Source organism: Sediminicola luteus, assembly GCF_040566555.1.
Classification (GTDB): Bacteria; Bacteroidota; Bacteroidia; order Flavobacteriales; family Flavobacteriaceae; genus Sediminicola.
In genome coordinates this window covers 478,097-498,070 of sequence record NZ_JBEWYP010000003.1, presented here as the reverse complement: position 1 = coordinate 498,070, position 19,974 = coordinate 478,097, and the positions used below count along the sequence as shown (strand labels likewise).

23 protein-coding genes are annotated in these 19,974 nt (G+C 38.7%); 9 read left to right on the top strand and 14 right to left on the bottom strand.

Annotation, left to right across the window (positions count from 1 at the left end):
- Positions 1–19 precede the first annotated feature (19 nt).
- From rplS to ABXZ32_RS08550, 5 genes are all read right to left on the bottom strand, one after another.
- On the bottom strand, positions 20–370 hold the full coding sequence (gene rplS / locus ABXZ32_RS08570; protein WP_062058907.1) for a 50S ribosomal protein L19: 351 nt from the start codon (positions 368–370) through the stop codon (positions 20–22).
- A 139-nt stretch (positions 371–509) separates the two neighbouring features.
- Entirely contained in the window at positions 510–1,184 is a 675-nt protein-coding gene (gene trmD, locus ABXZ32_RS08565; RefSeq protein ID WP_354618258.1) for a tRNA (guanosine(37)-N1)-methyltransferase TrmD, read from the bottom strand.
- Between the two features lie 146 nt (positions 1,185–1,330).
- Positions 1,331–1,960: a tRNA (guanine-N1)-methyltransferase gene (locus ABXZ32_RS08560; RefSeq protein WP_354618257.1), complete on the bottom strand. Its 630-nt coding sequence runs from the start codon at positions 1,958–1,960 to the stop codon at positions 1,331–1,333.
- 195 nt (positions 1,961–2,155) lie between these two features.
- Positions 2,156–3,601: a glyceraldehyde-3-phosphate dehydrogenase gene (locus ABXZ32_RS08555; protein ID WP_354618256.1), complete on the bottom strand. Its 1,446-nt coding sequence runs from the start codon at positions 3,599–3,601 to the stop codon at positions 2,156–2,158.
- A gap of 116 nt (positions 3,602–3,717) precedes the next feature.
- Entirely contained in the window at positions 3,718–5,115 is a 1,398-nt protein-coding gene (locus tag ABXZ32_RS08550) for a S1C family serine protease (protein ID WP_354618255.1), read from the bottom strand.
- A gap of 132 nt (positions 5,116–5,247) precedes the next feature.
- Between ABXZ32_RS08550 and dapF the strand changes: the two genes are divergently transcribed.
- The 4 genes from dapF (at position 5,248) to ABXZ32_RS08530 (ending at position 8,373) form a co-directional block, all read left to right on the top strand.
- Positions 5,248–6,024 carry a diaminopimelate epimerase gene (dapF, locus tag ABXZ32_RS08545; protein WP_354618254.1) on the top strand — a complete coding sequence of 259 codons (777 nt, stop codon included), beginning with the start codon at positions 5,248–5,250 and terminating at the stop codon, positions 6,022–6,024.
- Positions 6,018–6,542: a GNAT family N-acetyltransferase gene (locus ABXZ32_RS08540; RefSeq protein WP_354618253.1), complete on the top strand. Its 525-nt coding sequence runs from the start codon at positions 6,018–6,020 to the stop codon at positions 6,540–6,542. Before dapF ends, ABXZ32_RS08540 begins: the two co-directional genes overlap by 7 nt.
- On the top strand, positions 6,542–7,585 hold the full coding sequence (mltG, locus tag ABXZ32_RS08535) for an endolytic transglycosylase MltG (RefSeq protein WP_354618252.1): 1,044 nt from the start codon (positions 6,542–6,544) through the stop codon (positions 7,583–7,585). The genes ABXZ32_RS08540 and mltG overlap by 1 nt, the downstream gene beginning before the upstream one ends.
- Before the next feature lie 149 nt (positions 7,586–7,734).
- On the top strand, positions 7,735–8,373 hold the full coding sequence (locus tag ABXZ32_RS08530) for a hypothetical protein (protein WP_354618251.1): 639 nt from the start codon (positions 7,735–7,737) through the stop codon (positions 8,371–8,373).
- Between the two features lie 50 nt (positions 8,374–8,423).
- Here the strand turns inward: ABXZ32_RS08530 and ABXZ32_RS08525 are convergent, their stop codons facing one another.
- From ABXZ32_RS08525 to dnaA, 3 genes are read right to left on the bottom strand one after another with little or no spacing between them, the layout of a single operon-like run.
- Positions 8,424–9,149, bottom strand: coding sequence for an SAM-dependent methyltransferase (locus ABXZ32_RS08525; RefSeq protein ID WP_354618250.1), 726 nt, complete (start codon positions 9,147–9,149; stop codon positions 8,424–8,426).
- A 9-nt stretch (positions 9,150–9,158) separates the two neighbouring features.
- Positions 9,159–9,617, bottom strand: a complete 459-nt coding sequence (locus ABXZ32_RS08520; RefSeq protein ID WP_354618249.1) for a low molecular weight protein-tyrosine-phosphatase — start codon at positions 9,615–9,617, stop codon at positions 9,159–9,161.
- A 9-nt stretch (positions 9,618–9,626) separates the two neighbouring features.
- On the bottom strand, positions 9,627–11,051 hold the full coding sequence (gene dnaA / locus ABXZ32_RS08515; RefSeq protein WP_354618248.1) for a chromosomal replication initiator protein DnaA: 1,425 nt from the start codon (positions 11,049–11,051) through the stop codon (positions 9,627–9,629).
- A gap of 206 nt (positions 11,052–11,257) precedes the next feature.
- Here dnaA and ABXZ32_RS08510 point away from each other — a divergent pair, with 206 nt between their 5' ends.
- Positions 11,258–11,656: an acyl-CoA thioesterase gene (locus ABXZ32_RS08510; RefSeq protein WP_354618247.1), complete on the top strand. Its 399-nt coding sequence runs from the start codon at positions 11,258–11,260 to the stop codon at positions 11,654–11,656.
- A gap of 6 nt (positions 11,657–11,662) precedes the next feature.
- Here ABXZ32_RS08510 and ABXZ32_RS08505 read toward each other — a convergent pair whose 3' ends face one another.
- The 4 genes from ABXZ32_RS08505 to ribD are packed head-to-tail and all read right to left on the bottom strand — an operon-like array spanning position 11,663 to position 14,795.
- Positions 11,663–12,283, bottom strand: coding sequence for an IMPACT family protein (locus tag ABXZ32_RS08505; RefSeq protein WP_354618246.1), 621 nt, complete (start codon positions 12,281–12,283; stop codon positions 11,663–11,665).
- Positions 12,283–13,146, bottom strand: a complete 864-nt coding sequence (locus ABXZ32_RS08500) for a DMT family transporter (protein ID WP_354618245.1) — start codon at positions 13,144–13,146, stop codon at positions 12,283–12,285. The genes ABXZ32_RS08505 and ABXZ32_RS08500 overlap by 1 nt, the downstream gene beginning before the upstream one ends.
- A 1-nt stretch (position 13,147) precedes the next feature.
- Entirely contained in the window at positions 13,148–13,750 is a 603-nt protein-coding gene (locus ABXZ32_RS08495; RefSeq protein WP_354618244.1) for an HAD-IA family hydrolase, read from the bottom strand.
- Positions 13,743–14,795, bottom strand: a complete 1,053-nt coding sequence (gene ribD / locus ABXZ32_RS08490) for a bifunctional diaminohydroxyphosphoribosylaminopyrimidine deaminase/5-amino-6-(5-phosphoribosylamino)uracil reductase RibD (protein ID WP_354618243.1) — start codon at positions 14,793–14,795, stop codon at positions 13,743–13,745. The genes ABXZ32_RS08495 and ribD overlap by 8 nt, the downstream gene beginning before the upstream one ends.
- A gap of 40 nt (positions 14,796–14,835) precedes the next feature.
- Between ribD and ABXZ32_RS08485 the strand changes: the two genes are divergently transcribed.
- The 4 genes from ABXZ32_RS08485 (at position 14,836) to ABXZ32_RS08470 (ending at position 18,564) form a co-directional block, all read left to right on the top strand.
- The gene (locus tag ABXZ32_RS08485; protein WP_354618242.1) at positions 14,836–15,321 is read left to right on the top strand and encodes a GNAT family N-acetyltransferase; all 486 of its coding nucleotides are present in this window, start codon (positions 14,836–14,838) and stop codon (positions 15,319–15,321) included.
- A 6-nt stretch (positions 15,322–15,327) separates the two neighbouring features.
- Complete coding sequence (gene prmC, locus ABXZ32_RS08480) at positions 15,328–16,179, top strand: peptide chain release factor N(5)-glutamine methyltransferase (RefSeq protein WP_354618241.1); 852 nt, start codon at positions 15,328–15,330, stop codon at positions 16,177–16,179.
- Between the two features lie 73 nt (positions 16,180–16,252).
- On the top strand, positions 16,253–18,250 hold the full coding sequence (gene ligA, locus ABXZ32_RS08475) for an NAD-dependent DNA ligase LigA (protein WP_354618240.1): 1,998 nt from the start codon (positions 16,253–16,255) through the stop codon (positions 18,248–18,250).
- Positions 18,251–18,261: 11 nt separating this feature from the next.
- The gene (locus ABXZ32_RS08470) at positions 18,262–18,564 is read left to right on the top strand and encodes a hypothetical protein (protein WP_354618239.1); all 303 of its coding nucleotides are present in this window, start codon (positions 18,262–18,264) and stop codon (positions 18,562–18,564) included.
- Positions 18,565–18,574: 10 nt separating this feature from the next.
- On the opposite strand, the gene ABXZ32_RS08465 is transcribed toward ABXZ32_RS08470, so the two are convergent.
- A complete protein-coding gene (locus ABXZ32_RS08465; protein WP_354618237.1) occupies positions 18,575–19,057 on the bottom strand; it encodes a GyrI-like domain-containing protein in 483 nt (160 codons plus the stop codon).
- Positions 19,058–19,062: 5 nt separating this feature from the next.
- The gene (locus ABXZ32_RS08460; protein WP_354618236.1) at positions 19,063–19,974 is read right to left on the bottom strand and encodes a bifunctional metallophosphatase/5'-nucleotidase; all 912 of its coding nucleotides are present in this window, start codon (positions 19,972–19,974) and stop codon (positions 19,063–19,065) included.

The window sequence follows — 19,974 nt, the reverse complement described above, 5'->3', positions numbered from 1 at the left end:
TATATGAAGGTTAAAGAAATTACATTCTAACTTCCTTAATTCTTGCTTTCTTACCTGTAAGGCCTCTAAAGTAGTAAATACGAGCTCTACGTACTTTACCTTTTTTGTTCACCTCTACTTTTTGCAAAGCTGGCATATTCACTGGGAATATACGCTCTACACCTACAGTACCGGACATTTTACGGATAGTAAATGTTTCTGTGGTTCCAGATCCTTTACGTTGTATAACAACTCCTTTAAAGAACTGGGTACGTGTCTTTTCACCTTCCTTAATCTCATAGTACACAGTAATTGTGTCTCCTGCTGAGAATTTTGGAAAGTCCTTCTTAGGAACAAATTCGTCTTGAACAAATTTAATTAATGATTCCATCTTGTTTTTATTTTTAAAGTTTCTTAAAACCAACATCCACGGATATCGCCAGAGGTTAATTTTAACAGGTTGCAAAATTACTTTATTAATTATAATTTACAACTTATTTCGGTTCTTTTTTAGGATCAAGGCGTTTTATTTACTCCAAGAGATCAGGTCTGAGTCGTTCTGTCCGCTTTAAGGCTTCATCTTCCCTCCATTTTTCAATTTTAGGAAAATTTCCACTCAAGAGAATTTCAGGTACTTTTAGACCTTTATAGTCCGAGGGGCGTGTGTATACTGGAGGTGCCAATAAATTATCCTGGAAACTATCCGTAAGAGCTGACGTTTCATTGTTCAAAACCCCGGGAATAAGCCTGATGATGGTGTCACATAATACTGCGGCCCCCAATTCTCCCCCCGAAAGGACATAATCCCCAATGGATATTTCCCTCGTGATCAAAGTATCCCTTACTCGTTGGTCCACTCCCTTATAATGGCCACAAAGTATAATGATGTTTTCTTTCAAAGATATCCCATTCGCCATCCTCTGGTTCAAGGTTTCCCCATCTGGAGTCATGTAAATAACCTCGTCGTACGTTCTTTCCGACTTCAATTTGGAAATACATTTGTCTATAGGCTCTATCATCAGAACCATGCCCGCACCGCCACCAAATTGGTAGTCATCTACTTGGTTGTAGCTTAATTCTGTATAGTCCCTAAGGTTGTGAAAATGAACCTCGACCAATTTCTTTTCTATGGCCCTTTTCATAATCGAAGCTTCAAACGGACTGGTCATAAGCTCAGGTAAAACGGTGATGATATCTATTCGCATCGGGGTATTTCTTTAAAAGATGCTGCAAAGATACATTTTATGGCCCTTTTCTACCACAAAAGGAGGAGTAATAGAAGTAGGATAGCCAAGGTTGAACTATGCTGGCTTATACCTAAATTAAAAAAAGCTCCATCAGGAGCTTTTAGTTATTTCGTTTTCTTGTGCTTGTTCAGTTCGTCTTGGAGCTGTCTACTTATTTTTTGCTCTCGTTCCAAGGCTCTTCTTCTATGGTCCTCATATTCCATTTCAAGATCTGACAGTCCAGTTTTGGCCTCTTGGGTCAAAATATTGCTCTGCCTAAATTTGTAGATGAAAAACAACAATAACAGCAACAAGCCTGTGATAATGGTCCATAACATAAAATTGTAGGTACCTTTTGCAATCATTATACCCAAAAAGGAAATACTGTCCTTCTCTTCATTGACTTCCATCAGGTTGTTGGTAGTTTCTTCCAACTTATTTTCCAAGGTGTTGATGGTTCCTTCACTTGCTGCAATGGTAGCATTTAGTTCTGCAGTCTTTTTGTTATATACTTTTAAGCTATCCAATACATTTTGCCTCAACTTTTCTATAAAAGTCAATTTAACTACCTCGTATCTTATGCCGTTTGCATTATAGTTTCCAGAATTAGAAGTTATGTATTCAAACTGACTGCTAATTGGTCCTCCATCTAAAGATAGACTTTCTTCCTCTTGGACCTGTTCCTGTTCCTGTGCAAATTGTAGGTTAAACGCTAGAAGCGCCATTGCAATAAATAGGACTTTGTAAATTTTCATTTATGTAGTGCTTCTTGTTAATAATTAGTTAGGGTAGACTAAAGTAATTTAATATTGTTAAATAATAAAACATATTAAACAATACCTTTTTATATACGGACAAAATATAAAATCGGACTACAAAAATCCAATATTGATGATTGTAGCCCGATTGGAAATTAACCAGAACATTATTTTAAAGGGTATTCCCTACTATTAATAATAGGTAAACCGTCTTACTTTAGATATATATTTGGCCAAACGAATAACCTGATGGGAGTACCCATATTCATTGTCATACCAAATGTATAGTACTATGTTTTTTCCGTCAGCAGAGACTATGGTGGCCGTACTGTCATAAATGGACGGCGCATTGGTCCCTATAATATCCGTGGAAACCAATTCGTTGCTCAAGGAATATTTAATTTGCTCAACAAGGGACCCTTCCAGAGAATATTTTTTAACGATATCGTTTAAACTCTCCTTAGTTGTCTTGTTTTTTACTTCCAAATTTAGAATGGCCAGTGACCCATTAGGTACTGGGACACGGATGGCATTGGAGGTAAGTTTACCTTTTAGACTTGGTAAAGCCTTTGCAACAGCACTGCCGGCACCTGTTTCTGTAATCACCATATTTAAGGCAGCCGCTCTTCCACGTCTGTATTTACTGTGCATATTGTCTACCAAATTTTGGTCGTTCGTATATGCATGGATGGTCTCCAAATGTCCTTTTTTAATGCCTAAAGAATCTTCGATCACTTTCAATATAGGCGTTATGGCATTGGTGGTACATGATGCCGCGGAATATATCTTGATGGTATCCGGATCATATTCAGTATGGTTTACCCCATGTACGATATTGGGTACTTCTTTGCCTGGGGCCGTCAACAACACTCTAGAGGCACCTTTGGATGACAAATGCCTGCTCAAAGCTTCCTTATCCCTGAAAGCCCCAGTGTTATCGATAACTAAAGCCCCATAAATCCCGTATTTTGTATAATCTATGTCTTCAGGCTTATCTGCACTAATAATATGAACAGTGGTGCCGTTGATCAATAGAGCCTCATTCTTTACATCTACCTCTACCGTGCCCATAAATTGTCCGTGAACAGAATCTGTGCGTAATAGGTTGGCTCTTTTCTCAAGGATTTCTGCAGTTACAGTTCCCCTTGTAACTATGGCCCGAAGTCTTAGTTGGCTTCCTTTTCCTGTTTTTGCCATTAATTCCCTGGCAACAAGCCTTCCAATTCTTCCAAAACCATACAGGACAACATCTTTTGGTTTTATTTCCTTGGAACTACTGGCATCCTTTAGTTTATCTACAACAAATGCTTTTACATTATTGTAGTTGTTATCATCTGAATGGTACTCATATGTCAATTTTCCAATATCTAATTTAGAAGGAGGCAAATTCAAGTCATAAATGGCTCTCAGAAGCTCAACTGAGTCGAAAATAGAAATTGGTTTTTGTACAAACTGTCCGGCGTATTCATGTAAATTAATGATGTCGCTAACATTCTTATCAATGATCTGATTCTTAAAAAGCACCACTTCAATGGCGCTATCATACCAAAGATCACTGGTAATTTTAATAAACTCGGTAGTTGCTTTTCTCCTGTCGGCTTGGAAAGCTAATTCTTTTTCGTATTTGATAGGACTCATTAAATAGGATTGAAACTGTTAATTTTCGGCAAAAATATATATTTCAATCGATTTCGTAAAACATTTGACCAATAAAAAAAGCGCTCATTTTTGAGCGCTTTTTTTTAGAAGTTGGATTATTGGAAAATTATGCGTTCCCGCTCGCCTTTCTCGTTGATCATTGTGATACTTGTTTTACCATATTTGGAAATATTACCAAATAAATTCTTGGCATCTGAAATATCATTGATCTCCTTATTGTCTACAGAAAGTAAAACTTTACCCTCCAGGCCGTAGCCTCTAAAGCTTTCAGGAACGCCTACAATTTTAACACCATTTTTAGTCTTGAATTTCTTTTGATCCTCTTTATTGAGGTTTTTAACCTCTAAGCCCATTACCGGTACAACAAGGGTTTGTCTTTCTTTTAAGATGACAGGAACCTCCATCATTTTACCCGCTCTATCAATAGTTACTTTAATTTCATCCCCAGGTCTTTTGGTGGAGATGTAGCCTACCAGGTCAGGAAATTTATGAACTACTATATCATCAACTTTTTTAAGGATGTCCCCTTCTTGTAACTTGGCATCAAATGCACCGGAATCCTCTTCCACACTTGTGATATAAACTCCATCGACCTCATTAATTCCGTTCTCAATTGCGTAAGGGGTAGAGGACCGTACTGTATTTATGCCTAGTATGCCTTTCTGCACATTCCCGTACTCCATGATATCCTCAACCACTTTTTTCGCGATATTGCTGGGCACTGCAAATGAATATCCTACATAGGAACCAGTCTGTGAAGTTATAGCTGTATTGATGCCTATGAGATCGCCATTAGTGTTGACCAATGCCCCGCCGCTGTTGCCCGGATTTACCGCAGCATCAGTCTGAATAAATGATTGGTTGGTCATGCCGCCCAGATCCCGTGCCTTAGCACTTACAATTCCCGCGGTAACCGTAGAGGTAAGGTTGAACGGATTACCAACAGCTAGCACCCATTCTCCGATTTTGGCATTATTGGAATCACCAAATGCCAAATAGGGAAGCTTGTCCTTAGCTTCTATTTTAAGGAGGGCAATATCTGAATTGGGATCCGTACCCACTAATTCTGCTGTATAAGTTTTATTATTATTTAGCGTAACCTGTAATTGGTTGGCGTTGGCTATGACGTGATTGTTGGTTACTATATAACCGTCAGGCGATATAATAACCCCTGAGCCTGTACCTACTTGTGGCCTTTGGCTTCCTCCGGAACCGTAAAGAAACTCCATGATGGTAGTTGGGCCACTGCTCATAGTGACGTTTTTAACGTGCACAACAGAATTGACCGTATTTTGGGCCGCAATGGTGAAATCTACTTCATTGATCCCGGATCCTTTTGCCGAGGTAGGGGAATAACTTGTGTTGAAATAACCATGACCGGCATCCTCCGTTACAACCGCATAATTTGGCTTTTCTATAAATAGTTTATAGCTTCCCAAGGTAATTGCACCTCCAAAAATGGAAACCAATAATAAAGTTGTGATTTTTTTCATAATGGATAAAAATTTTAAAACTTCTAATGGAGTAAAATTAATTCATTTATGTAGTAATTATTTAGGTTTAACGTCTTTTTAACTGCTAAAAAACACTTAATAAATCTTTATATTTGTACCACAAATTTGGATATGAACCTTACATTTTACAAATATCAAGGAACGGGCAATGACTTTGTCATGATCGACAATAGGGATAACGTGTTTTCTAAAAGCAACACCCAATTGGTGGCTAGACTATGCGATCGAAAATTTGGGATAGGTGCAGATGGACTTATTCTGTTGGAAAATGACGAAAAGACCGATTTTAAGATGGTGTATTATAATTCCGATGGGAATACTAGTACCATGTGTGGAAATGGAGGCAGGTGTTTGGTGGCTTTTGCCAAATACTTGGGTGTCATAACCGATAGGGCTACATTTATTGCTGTTGATGGGTTACACCACGCTACCATAGAAGGAGAAGTTGTGAGCCTTCAAATGCAGGATGTGAACGAAGTAGAGGAGCATAAAGATTTTCTATTTTTAGATACGGGTTCCCCACACCATGTACAGATAGTAGACGACGTCTTAAAGGTTGATGTACCTGTGGAAGGAGCAAAATTGAGATACGGACGCTACGGTGAAAATGGAAGCAATATTAATTTTGTTACCTCGGAAGGTCGGGATACCTTTAATGTGAGGACCTATGAAAGGGGAGTGGAGGATGAAACCTTGTCCTGCGGAACTGGTGTTACGGCCGTAGCTTTGGCAATGCATAAGATTGGTAAGGTCTCTGGAAATAAAGTGGCAATAAAGACCCAAGGAGGCAACCTAAATGTTAATTTTGAGAGAGGGGATAATGGGTACCATAATATCCATTTGATAGGACCGGCAAAATATGTATTTAAAGGGGAGATCGTATGCTAAATTTAAAAGGTAAAAACGGTTATTTAAGGGCTTTGGAGCCAGATGATCTGGATTTCCTTTATGAGGTGGAAAACAATACGGGGATATGGGAAATTAGTGGAACTACCGCTCCTTATTCCAAACACCTTTTACAGCTCTATTTGGAGAATGCCCATAAAGATATTTACGAGGCTAAGCAGTTGCGTTTATGTATATGTAATACTTCAGATAAGGCAGTGGGATTGATAGATTTGTTCGATTTTGACCCCCATAACCATCGCGCGGGTATTGGCATCGTTATCCTGGAAGAAAAGGACAGAAACAAAGGTCTTGGTTTAGAAGCATTGCAACTATTGGAAAACTATGCCTTTAATGGGTTACATTTACGACAGTTGTACGCTAATGTATTGTCCGATAATGAGGCTAGCTTACACTTGTTCCAAAAACTTGGCTTCAGCATGGTAGGAGAAAAGAAGGATTGGGTTTTACAGAATAATGAATATAAAGGTGAAATTTTATTTCAAAAGATAAACAAGTAATGTATATAAAGAAAATTTTACTGGCCATACTAATTATAGGTCTAGTTGTTGGTGGCGCCTTTGCCTATATGGTGTATAATGCCGTTTTTGCACCCAATACCAAATTCAATAATAGCGAAGCTTATGTCTTTGTACGATCGGACGATGATTTTAACAACGTTAAGGAAATGTTGACTCCCTTAATAAATGATATGTCCACTTTTGAGAAGGTTGCAGAGCGAAAGGGATATGTTTCCAACGTGCGTGGGGGAAAGTACCTCATTAAAAAAGGAATGAACAATAATGATATTGTAAATTCCCTTCGAAGTAAAAATATCCCAATTAGGGTATCATTCAACAATCAGGAAACCTTGGCCGACCTGGCCGGAAGGATATCGGCCCAATTGGAGCCAGACAGCCTTACTTTATTGAATAGTTTAAATGATCCTGATTTCTTAAAAGACAATGGTTTTACCAATGAGACAAAATTGGCCATGTATATTCCCAATAGTTATGAATTTTTCTGGAATTCGTCTCCTGAAAATTTTAGGGACAGGATGCTCAAAGAATACCAAAGGTTTTGGAATACCGATAGAATGCAGAAGGCTGAAAAAATAGGAATGACCCCTAATGAAGTTATTACCCTGGCATCCATTGTGCATAAAGAAACTGCAAAAGTAGACGAAAGGCCTAGGGTTGCAGGCGTTTACCTCAATAGGCTAAAGGTGCGGATGTTGTTGCAGGCAGATCCTACTGTGATTTATGCATTAAAGTTGCATAACGGTGATTTTAATACTGTTTATAAAAGGGTATTGTATAAAGATCTGACTCTGGACTCACCCTATAATACGTATAAATACGCGGGATTACCACCTGGTCCCATAGCCATGCCCGATATATCAGCTATAGATGCGGTTCTGAATTCTGAGGAGCACGACTATTACTATTTCGTGGCCAATGTGGAGAATTTTGGGTACCATAAATTTGCTAAAAACCTAGCTCAGCACAACCAAAATAAAGAGCAATATGTGCGTTGGATCAACGCTCAAAAGATAAACAGGTAAACCTATCATCCTGATTTTAAGACATTTTAGCTAAAAAAACGCATTTTTAAGACAATCTTTGGTTTGTTAAGAGAAATTAGGGCGTATATTTGCCCCTAGAAATTTAAGCATCTCTTTTTCAAGCGAGTAAGTCTTAAGAAATCAAAACTATGAGAAGATGGATAAACGTCTTTTGTCCGCTAATCATGATTTTTATTTTAATGAGTTTTGGGTTTAATTCTGCTTCCAATAAAATCATGGAAGTACCCTCAACGTTTAAAGTAAATGAACCTACTGCAGTTTTGTTCCCCAAAAACAAAACTATTTTCAACCCTGTTATGGTGGCACCTCCCTTTTTGGGGAGTTCTTACATCGGATTCAAGGAAGCTTTGGCTTTTAAGGAATCACAAGGTGATTATTTCACCATCAATGCCTTAGGATACTTGGGTAAATACCAATTCGGAATTGGTACATTGCAATTAATGGGTGTGTATAATGCCACTCGTTTTATCAATGATCCCATGTTACAGGAAAGGGCATTTCATACCAACATTGCCCGGAATAAATGGATTTTACGAAGGGATATCAAACGTTTCGATGGGAAACGTATTGGAGGTGTGGAGGTGACAGAGTCTGGAATCTTGGCTGCAGCGCATTTGGCTGGTGCCGGGAATGTAAAAAAGTTTCTGCGCTCTTATGGAGAGCATAATGTAAGTGATGAATTTGGAACAAGTATCGCCCATTACATGAGAAAATTCTCAGGGTATGATATTTCACTTATATCTCCTGTGCGAAACCCGAAAATTTAAATTTAATCTTGAAAATGAAAAGAGACCTTAGTGGAAACGCTAGGGTTTTTTTATGCGTGAATAATAAAGATGGTTGGTCTTTTATGTAGGTCTAGCGGGACTTTTTGCCATTCAAGAACGCTTTTGGTGGAAATATATTCCGTTGAAAGTGTGATGTCACAAGCAACACAAACCATACAGCTATTGGAAAGGGTTCTCAATAAATCGGCCATTAACTTGTCATTCCTATAGGGAGTTTCTATAAATATCTGAGATTGGTCCAATTCCCTTGAAAGTTTTTCCATCCGTTTTATGGCACTCTTTCTTTCAGGTCCGTCAATGGGCAAGTATCCATTAAAGGTAAAGCTTTGTCCATTCATACCACTGGCCATAAGTGCAAGGAGGATAGAGGATGGTCCAACCAGAGGAACTACCTGAATTCCTTTTTGATGTGCGATTCTCACAACATCTGCGCCGGGATCGGCAATTCCGGGACAACCCGCTTCTGAAATAATACCCACATTATGTCCTTGTAGGCAAGGATCCAAAAAAGTGGGAATTGCTTCGGGCTCGGTGAATTTATTTAGTAATTCCAAATGAAGATCAGGTTGGGATTTTTTAGAGCTTATTTTTTTTATAAAACGCCTTGCTGTCTTTTCATTCTCAACAATATAGTAGTCAATTTCTTCAATTGCCCTTTTTATGGAAATGGGTAGGACCTCTAAAGGTTCATTGTCACCTAAGGTGGTGGGAATCATATACAATTTTCCTAAAACAATGTCCTGGGGGTTTTCCATGAATGCTTTTTAATTATGTTGAAGTTGAGATGCAATGGCATCACAAGCTTTATCAATTAATGTGTAGACCTTTTCAAACCCATCTTCAGAGTCGTAATAAGGGTCTGGAACTTCTTTGATATCTATATTGATCTCATCCAAAAGTAACTTCACCTTTTTGATGTCGTTCTCATTTTTCGCCAAGGAGATGATATTTCTATAATTACTTCGGTCCATGGCATAGATGTAATTAAAATCACTGAAATCTTGGCGGGAGAATTTCCTGCAACGCTGACTATCTATTGCTAATCCATGCTTATGGGCAACAGCAATGGAGCGACTATCGGGTTTTTTGCCAATGTGAAAGCCAGCGGTTCCAGCAGATTCAACTTCTACTTCATTTTGGTCTACTTTGCTTTTTAGGATGCCTTCGGCCAGTGGTGACCTACAGATGTTTCCGAGGCATACCATTAGAACTTTCGTTTTCATGATGTATGACTAAGAGAATTTTTTAGTTAAATCTTCAATGTACTTTTTAAACTGCTTATCAGTCTCCGCAAGGTTGTCAACAGTTTTACATGCGTGTAACACCGTTGCGTGGTCCCTCTTTCCAATTTGGGAACCTATACTGGCCAAAGAGGCCTTGGTGAATTTTTTGGCAAAGAACATGGCCATTTGTCTTGCTTGCACAATATGGCGTTTTCTGGTCTTGGATTGCAAGGTAGCAACATCCATTTCAAAATAATCAGAAACAACTTTTTGGATGTAATCTATGGATACCTCACGTTTGGTATTCTTCACAAACTTTTCTACAACCAACTGGGCCAATTCTATGGTAACTTCCTTTTTGTTGAAAGAAGATTGTGCTATAAGAGAAATGATGGCTCCTTCTAGCTCACGGATATTACTTTTGATATGCTTGGCAACATAATCTACTATGTCATCCGGCATCTCAACACCATCCCTGTATAATTTGTTCTTTAAGATAGAGATACGTGTTTCGTAATCTGGACTCTGTAATTCAGCTGAAAGTCCCCATTTAAAACGAGATAGCAGACGTTGTTCAATGTCCTGCATGTCCACAGGTGCCTTATCCGAAGTAAGGATTACCTGTTTGCCATTCTGATGCAAATGGTTGAAAATGTGAAAAAACACATCCTGTGTACCAGATTTACCTGATAAAAATTGTACGTCATCAATTATTAAGACATCGATCAATTGATAGAAATGTATAAAATCATTTCTGGTATTTTTCTTGACAGATTCTATGTATTGTTGGGTGAATTTTTCTGCGGATATGTAAAGTACAGTCCTTTCTGGATATTTGTCCTTTATTTCAACGCCAATGGCATGGGCCAGGTGCGTTTTCCCCAAACCTACACCACCAAAAACCAATAGTGGATTAAAGGATGTGCCTCCTGGTTTATTGGCAACGGCCATCCCGGCTGATCTTGCCAACCTGTTGGAGTCACCTTCCAAGAAATTGTCAAAATTATAATTGGGATTTAATTGAGATTCTATTTTGATATTTCTGATCCCAGGAATGACAAAAGGATTCTTTAGCTCTGGGTTTTTCGACTTAATGGCCACATCCAATTCTTGCGGAGCGACGGTAGATCTATTTGAACTGGGTATTTTTTCGGTAAAGGGTTCTCTATTACCGTAAGTGTTTTCCATTTTAATGACATAAACCAACTTTGCGCTTTCCCCAATTTCCTTGGTTAGGGCAACTTTCAATAATTTTACATAGTGCTCTTCCAGCCATTCGTAAAAAAATTTACTAGGTACTTGTATGCTTAAAGCGTTGTTGGATAACTTGACCGGCTTGATAGGTTCAAACCAAGTTTTGAATGCCTGCGGTTGGATGTTGTCCTTTATAAAAGCCAAACAATTGTTCCATACGGAATTAGCAGTAACACTCATTTTAAAGTTTCGTCTTTTTGGGTTCTTGATTAGGCTAAAAGTTCATTCGATTTACCAGTATAGACTGGTGTACTAGAGCATGACAAATATGTGAACAAAAATTCTAAAAAAAAAATCAAATGGTATTGATTAATAGCTTTTTTTTTCTCATGTTGCTATGGGAAATTTTCTAAACAATTAAATATATCGTTTTTACGTCAATTTATATGGATTATAATCAGATTTCTTTTAGAGTAAGATATGGGGAAACAGATCAGATGGGAGTTGTTTACCACGGAAACTATGCACAATACTTAGAGATGGGCAGGGTTGAGTGGTTAAGGGCACTAGGGTTTTCTTACAAAAAAATGGAAGAAGAAGGCGTAATGTTGCCTGTTATTTCCTTACAGATAAATTTTAAAAAATCTGCGGTTTATGATGACCTGATTAGGGTGGTCACTATCCTGAAAAAGAGACCTTCAGTGAAGATAGAATTTGATTATAAAATTTACAATGAAGCTGACGAAGTTTTAATCGAAGCCCATACTGTTTTGGCATTCATAAATAAAACGACAAAAAGACCGATGAAATGCCCCGATGCTATTTTGGAAAAAATAAAATTATGATATCTTTTAATCCTTTTTTTTGATCTCGACAGGAGGGTGCATGGAAGTAAATAGCGCTAAAGTTTGCTCGGCTTCCTGTTTTCTGACGGATATGATAAAGGTACAGGACAGTTCCATAGTTTGGGTAAGTATTTCTATCTGGTGCTGTTTTAATGTTCTCATGACCTTGTCCATTTGTTCATAATCGAACTTTAGGACAAACCGTTGTTGAAGGGTTTTTTCAACAATATGGGAAGCATCCAAGGCCATTTGGGCTCCTGTTTTATAAGCCGATATCAAACCGCCCACTCCAAGTTTTGTGCCTCCAAATATTCTTGTGACAGCTACAAGTATATTAGTGACTCCAAAAGATTGAATTTGACCATAAATAGGCATCCCAGCTGAATTGTTGGGTTCTCCATCGTCATTAGCCCTATAATGTGGCTCTTCCACACCCAATTGCCATGCATAACATACGTGATTGGCGGTGTGATGCTTCTTTCTAAGCGCCTCTATCAAAGGCTTGACTTCCTCTTCCTCAGAAATGGGAAAGGCATATCCGAAGAACTTACTCTTCTTTTCCTTGAAGAGGATTTCCTCAGAAGGCTTTATAATGGTTCTATATGAATCTTGATTTTCTTCTTCCATTAAGTACTGGCAACTAAAATAATACTTATGACTGCCAAACCAATCCCAAACCAGTTTTTTTTGCTTAATGATTCCTTGAACAACACTATGCCAAAAATGGTGGATAGCAGAACCGTGGCCACATGGTTTAAGGTGAAAATAGAGGCGCTGTTGATAAAATCATTTTCAAGGGCCCTTAATAGAAAGTAGATGGAAAAATAATTTACAATGCCCAAGACCAGTCCGCCCAGCACGTTTCTTAAATTTGGCCTTAATGGTTCCCTAAATGATTTTAACAAGATAAAAATTATCCCAATAAATCCAGCTGCACCAAAGACCGTTGCAGAGAATAATGGATAATCTTCCTTTTCCATATAAGTAGCTTGCAAATACTTAATGGAAGTGTCCACCATGCCAGATCCTAAAAACAACAGGAGAGGCAAAATTATAGTCTCCATCTTTACTGAAAGGGTCCTATTTTTTATAGATGCAAAATACACTGCAACCAAGGCTAAAATGATTCCTATAATCTTAATGGCCCCCAAAACCTCATTATAAATAAGAACCCCAGCAATTACTGGTATGATCAATGACATTTTAGCGGCGACGGAGGCCACGGAAACACCGATCTTTTGGGATGTCTTGGCGGTGATAATAAAGACCACGATAAATAATATGCCAAGTGCCATAGTACCTAAAAACCATGGTTTTTCTGTTAAGTCGTTTACAGTTATTTTACCATCATAAAATAGGGTAGAGAACAGGCATGCCACTACGTAGTTGCAGATAATGGCGTACAATGTTTGTATCTTGTATTTTGAATAAAGCTTGAATATTACAAAGAGTGAGCTGGAAAAAAGGACGCACAAGGCAAGGTCTAGCATGTTATAGTTTTGATTTTATTTGAACGATATCCTCCTTGCCTACCTGAAGGTTCCAACTTGTTATGCCCAATTGTTCCGATGCCAAAGTATTTTCTAAAGTATCATCTACGAAAAAGGTTTCAGACGCTTTTAAATTATTGGCGTCCAATACAAATTGATAGATGTCTGCATTCGGTTTCCGTAAATTAATTTCGTGGGATAGGTAGAATTTGTCAAAGCATTTTTTGAAACGGTCAAAGCGATCTTTTCCCATATTTTCAATTACCTTTTCTATATGCAGGGCATTGGTATTGCTCAGTAAAATAAGGGTATAATAATTTTCTTTGGCCATTTGTTCTATAAATTCCAGCCTGTTTTCCGGGAAATCCAAGATGATGGAATTCCATCCCTTTTTAATTTGATCTAGATTTGCCGATGGGAAATAATCTTTCATTTTAGAAAGAAAGGTGTCAGAATCTAAAAGCCCTTTTTCATAAGAATATAGCAGATTCGTAAATGAAGGCTCAAAATCTTTTAGCCCCCATTTTTTCATCTCTATAATCGGTGCTTGCTTGTCCAGGTTGATAAAGATATCCCCAAAATCAAAAATAATATGTTTAATCATTGTTGAAGAAGGTTAAAGTGTCTGTTGTAATTGTTCGTTTGCCTACAATAGCTTTGTTTATTATAGGAGCTTTTAGGCCTTTGGTGAAATAGTTGGCCCCCTTAAATACCCTTGCTTCATCCCAAAGGTTCTCATCTAGGAACGTTTGTAGCGTTTTGGAACCTCCTTCGATTATTACACTTAAAGTGTTGTGCTTGTAGAGTACCTCGCAAATTTGTTGTGCTATATTTTTTGAAAAATCGATCACCTCATAATCTACTCCGGTCACATATTTTTTACTGTGTTCTATTTGTGTAAAAACGATGGTCTTTACGCTACCATCCATCACATGGAAATCGTTGCCCACCTTCAAGTTTCTATCAATTAGTATTCTCGTAGGTGATTTTCCGGTCCATAGCCTAACATCCAGTTTTGGGTTGTCCTTCAGGATGGTATTGGTTCCTACTAAAATAGCCTGTTCTTCACTACGCCATTTGTGAACCAACTGTCTGGACTGTAAATTAGTGATCCAATATGGGGATGGGTCCGTTTCCCGTAAAGCTTGTTCAGGAGCAATAAAGCCGTCAAGAGTTTCCGCCCATTTTAAAATGATAAAAGGCCTTTTTTGCTCATGGTAGGCCAAAAAACGCTTATGGTGATCCCTACATTCCTTTTCCAGAACAGAGACCAGTACCTCACATCCTGCATCCTTCAGTTTTTTGATACCATCGCCTGCTACCTTCACATGGGGGTCTAATAGTCCGATGACCACCTTTGGTATTTTGTGTTCAATGATGAGATTGGCACAAGGAGGGGTTTTTCCAAAGTGGGAGCAAGGCTCCAGGGTAACGTAAAGCGTGGCCTTGGAAAGTAAGGCTTTGTTCTTAACCGAGTTAATGGCATTTACTTCGGCATGTGGCCCACCATATGGGCTCGTAAAACCTTCTCCAATAACCTTGTTTTCATGGACTATGACACTTCCTACCATTGGATTCGGAAAGGTAAATCCAAGTCCATTTTTAGCTACTTGGATACATCGCAAAATATATTTTTCATGTATCTTCACCCCACAAAAATAGAATTTTAAAAGTTACCCGTTAAGAAAAATGAGTACAGCAATTATTAGGGAAATTCAACCTCAAGACAATAAGCAAGTTGCATCGGTTATCAGACAGGTGTTGATAGATTTGGGTGTGCCTAAAGTGGGTACTGCTTATGCCGATACAGCATTGGATCACATGTACGAGAATTATAATGTTCCCAAGGCAAGTTATTTTGTTGTAGAGGAAAACAATAGGATCATAGGTTGTGCAGGCGTTGCCCAGTTAGAAAATTTTGATGGTAATGTATGTGAATTGCAGAAAATGTACTTTACAGAAGAGGCCAGGGGAAGGGGATTGGGATCGCAAATGATGAAGGTATGTCTTAACAAGGCCCGGGAATATGGTTTTGAGAAATGCTATCTTGAAACCATGCCCTATATGGAGGATGCACAAAAACTCTATAAAAAAACCGGGTTTCAATATATAGAAGCACGTATGGGTGATACGGGCCATTATTCATGTCCGGTTTTTATGTTATTAGAACTTTAGAATAAAATGCTGTTAAAAGAGATCAAGAATATTTTCCATGTTGAACTCGATGGTGTATATCCAAAGGAAGAGGTGGATAGTTTCTTTTACCTTATGGTGGAGCATTATTTAGGGTTAGAACGCTTTGTGTTGGCCCTTGAGCCAAATACCATGGTAACTAAGGAAGAAGAACAGCCCTTGTTCGAAGGGTTGAGCCAGTTGAAATTGCACAGACCGGTACAATATATTCTAGGAGTTGCCCATTTTATGGATATGGAATTTAAGGTTGATGAGAATGTTTTGATACCAAGACCAGAGACTGAAGAAGTGGTAAGATGGATTTTGGAGCAAGCAAAAGAGCATAGAGGGGTATTGAAGATATTGGATATTGGCACAGGAAGTGGATGTATTGCCATAGCATTGGCAAAGAATCTACCAAATGCCGAAGTTTATGCCTTGGATATTTCTAGTGAATCCTTAATCGTTGCTGAAGAAAATGCCGCTAAAAATGGGGTGTCAATAGAATTTATTGAAAAGGATATTCTTCAGACCGACAAATTATACCTGAATTTTGATATTATAGTATCCAACCCTCCTTATGTCCGTGAATTGGAGAAAAAACAGATGAGCGCCAATGTCACTGATCATGAACCTGATCAAGCTCTTTTTGTTCCTGATGATAATCCTCTTTTATTTTATAGGAAAATTTCGGAGTTTGCAACCTTACATTTAAATAAAGGCGGTTGTCTATACTTTGAAATCAATCAATATTTGGGAAAAGATACCGTGCAGTGCATGGAAAGTTTTGGCTTCACAGAATTGCAGTTGAGAAAAGATATGTTTGGAAATGATAGAATGTTAAAAGGCAAGCTTGTCTGAATTCAAATAAAACCTGTAACACAATAGTATCTAGAGATCATAAATGGGAGGAGTTCAAAAATTATAAAGGAGAATGAACATTAAAGAAAAAATAGAGGCTTTACGGAATAGTTTAAGGGAGCACAACCATAATTATTATGTGTTGGACAACCCGACAATTTCCGATTATGAATTTGACATTATGCTGAAGGAGCTTCAAGACTTGGAAGATCAGCATCCAGAGTTTCATGATGCAACGTCACCTACGTTGCGTGTTGGAGGGGGGATTACCAAGTATTTTGAAACAGTGGCTCATGAGCATCGGATGTATTCACTAGAAAACTCCTACTCTAAAGAAGATTTGGAAGATTGGGAGAAGCGTATACAAAAAAATTTAGGGGATGTTCCTGTAGAATTTACTTGTGAGCTAAAATATGATGGTGCCTCCATAAGTCTAACTTATGAAAAGGGACAATTGATGCGTGCCGTTACAAGAGGGGATGGTTTTCAGGGGGATGATGTTACCACCAATATTAAAACCATTAAATCTGTCCCGTTGCGATTAAAAGGGGACTATCCTGAGAAATTCGATATCCGTGGGGAGATTGTCCTGCCTTTCGAGGGTTTTGCCAAAATGAATCAAGAACGCCTTGAAAATGGGGAGGATCCTTACATGAATCCACGGAACACGGCTTCTGGAAGTCTAAAATTACAGGATAGTGCGCTTGTGGCACAACGACCCTTGGAGTGTTTGTTATACAGTATTGTAGGCCCAAATTTAAATATCTCCTCTCAATTTGAGGTATTGGAAAAAGCAAGGTCTTGGGGCTTTAAAGTGCCCACAGTGGCCGAGGTATGCAAATCTACCGATGAAGTAATGGCCTTTGTGGAGTACTGGGATGTGCACCGTCACGAACTGCCATATGAAACAGATGGGGTCGTGGTAAAAGTGAATAATCTGCAATACCAGGATGAGTTGGGCTATACCGCAAAATCCCCAAGGTGGGCCATGGCCTATAAGTTTAAGGCGGAACAAGTGTCTACCTTATTGAACGAGATAACCTATCAGGTGGGTAGAACTGGAGCCATTACCCCCGTAGCCAATCTAAATCCTGTCTTACTTGCCGGAACTACCGTAAAAAGAGCCTCCTTGCACAATGCGGACCAGATTGCAAAGTTGGATATTCGGGAAGGTGACACTGTTTTTGTGGAAAAAGGAGGGGAAATTATTCCAAAAATTATAGGGGTAGATTTTTCTAAACGACCTGCGGATTCTTCACCTACGGTCTATATTGACCACTGTCCGGAATGCCATACCAAATTGGAACGAACAGAGGGTGATGCCAAGCATTACTGCACCAACTATTACGGGTGTCCTCCCCAGATCACAGGTCGTATCCAGCATTACATTTCACGCAAAGCAATGGATATAGAGGGACTTGGGGGTGAAACGGTAGAACTGTTGTTCAAGGAAGGGTTGATTGAAAATTATGCTGATTTATATGTGCTCAACAAGGAACAGGTCATGCCCTTGGAGCGAATGGCAGAGAAATCTGCCGAGAACCTGGTAAAAGGGGTTGCAAAATCTGTGGAAATACCTTTTGAACGCGTACTCTTTGCCTTGGGGATTAGATTTGTTGGGGAGACAGTAGCTAAAAAACTTGCCAAAGCATATAAAAATATTGATGCCCTTATGTCTGCTTCCTATGATGAATTAATGTCTGTGGATGAAATAGGACAGGTCATAGCCGCCAGTGTTATTGAATTTTTTCAAAATGAAAAGAATATCGAGATTATTGAAAGGTTAAAAAGCTATGGGGTGCAGTTTGAACTTTCGGCCGAAAAACTTGAAAATCAGACAGAACTACTAAAGGGGTCTACCTTTGTTGTTTCTGGAGTATTTGAAAAGGTTAGTAGGGACGAGCTTAAAAAACTGATCGAAGACAATGGTGGGAAAGTAGGTTCTTCCATTTCTTCCAAAACCTCTTATTTGGTGGCAGGGGATAAAATGGGGCCGAGTAAACGTACCAAGGCCGAAGGACTCAATATTCCCATAATTTCTGAAGATGATTTTTTAGAAATGCTCCAATAAACCGTGCGCTTATGTCTTTACCTGTAAATCTCGAATTTTTTAATCTATCCTTAAAGGAAAACGAGCCTAACCCCGATTGGTCGGCTGGACTAAAATCTATGTGGTGGGACGTAAAAGGAAATTGGGAAGCCTCCCATGATATTGCCCAAGATATGACCTCCCTCGATGGCAGTTGGATTCATGCCTATCTGCATAGAAAGGAAGGGGACAGGTTTAATGCGGATTATTGGTATAGAAAAGCAAATAGGTCCTTCCCAAAAGTCTCACTAGAAGATGAACAGAAGGAATTGGTGGCCTACTTTATAGGAAAGTAAGTATTGCATATTAGATCTCTTTTATGGGAATCCATACTTCTTCCTCTGAATTTGGATCATTTTTTTTATAGTTGTCTCCCAAAACTTCAAAATGAGGTCTATTGTCCAGTGTATAGATCGAATTGGGTAGCCATACCCTGAAAATATGGTCTAAGGTATTAGGAAAAGTAGAAGCGTCTCCAATGTGTTTGAACACAGCATAGGAGCCTCCTGCCAAATGAAATATTTCAAAATTTTCGGGAATACCCATCGTATTGGAAACTTCTACGGCTGCCCACTTTTCAAATTCTGTTGAAGAATTAAAATTCTGAAGGTTAAAGGACCCCTTGTAATCTTGTAGGGAAATTACCTCGTTGGATGTTTTGTTCCTAATAATTTTTTTAAAGGGCATAAAGCTTTGCCATAGCTCAACGGTCCTATTATTATCTAGGGACATCACAAGTCTTTTCCCTACTAAGGTTTTGGATCTTATAGTAGTTATTCTGACCTCCATAATTCCTAAACGGTTATAGAAATACCATCGACCGTCAAATTTTTCTCTGTATCCAAATAGAAGTCAATCCTACCTAAGTTAATACCATAACACCCAACTTGATTCACCAAAACCTGCTTTCCTATTCTATTTTTGGTGACTGTTGGTTTATCCAAAAAGGTATGGGTATGCCCACCAATAATCAAGTCTATGTTTTCTGTTCCAGCGGCCAGCTTTAGATCATCTGGGAGCTGAAGGTCATTATAGGAATACCCTAGGTGTGAAAGGCAAATAACCAAATCGCAATTCTCTTCTTTTTTTAGGGTGCCACTTATGCTTTGGGCTATTTCTATGGGATCCAGATATACGGTCTCTTTATAAAGTTTTTTTGAGACCAAACCTTCTAAAGCGATACCCAATCCAAATACCCCAACCTTTACGCCATTTAGTAGGAATGTTGTATAAGGTTTTACCTGTCCATCCATGATGGTATTGGAGAAATCATAATTAGCCGATAAGAATTGAAATTTAGCATTGGGAAGTTGTGCATATAGTCCCTCAATACCATTATCAAAATCGTGGTTTCCAATGGTCGCGGCATCGTATTTGAGCATGCTCATTAATTTAAATTCCAGCTCGCCCCCATAAAAGTTAAAGTAGGGCGTGCCTTGGAAAATATCCCCCGCATCCAACAAAAGGGTATTGGGATTCTCTTTACGGATCTGTTCAACCAAGGTGGCCCTACGAGCAAGGCCTCCCAGATTTGGATATTCGGAATGATTTGTCGGAAAGGGATCTATATGGCTGTGCACATCATTGGTGTGTAAAATGGTGATGTGTTTTAATGACAGGCTTTCGCAGGAGGTTAAACTTAAACCTCCCAATCCTACAAAGGCTGATGAGGCTGCGGCTTGGGTCAAAAATTTTCTTCTTTCCAT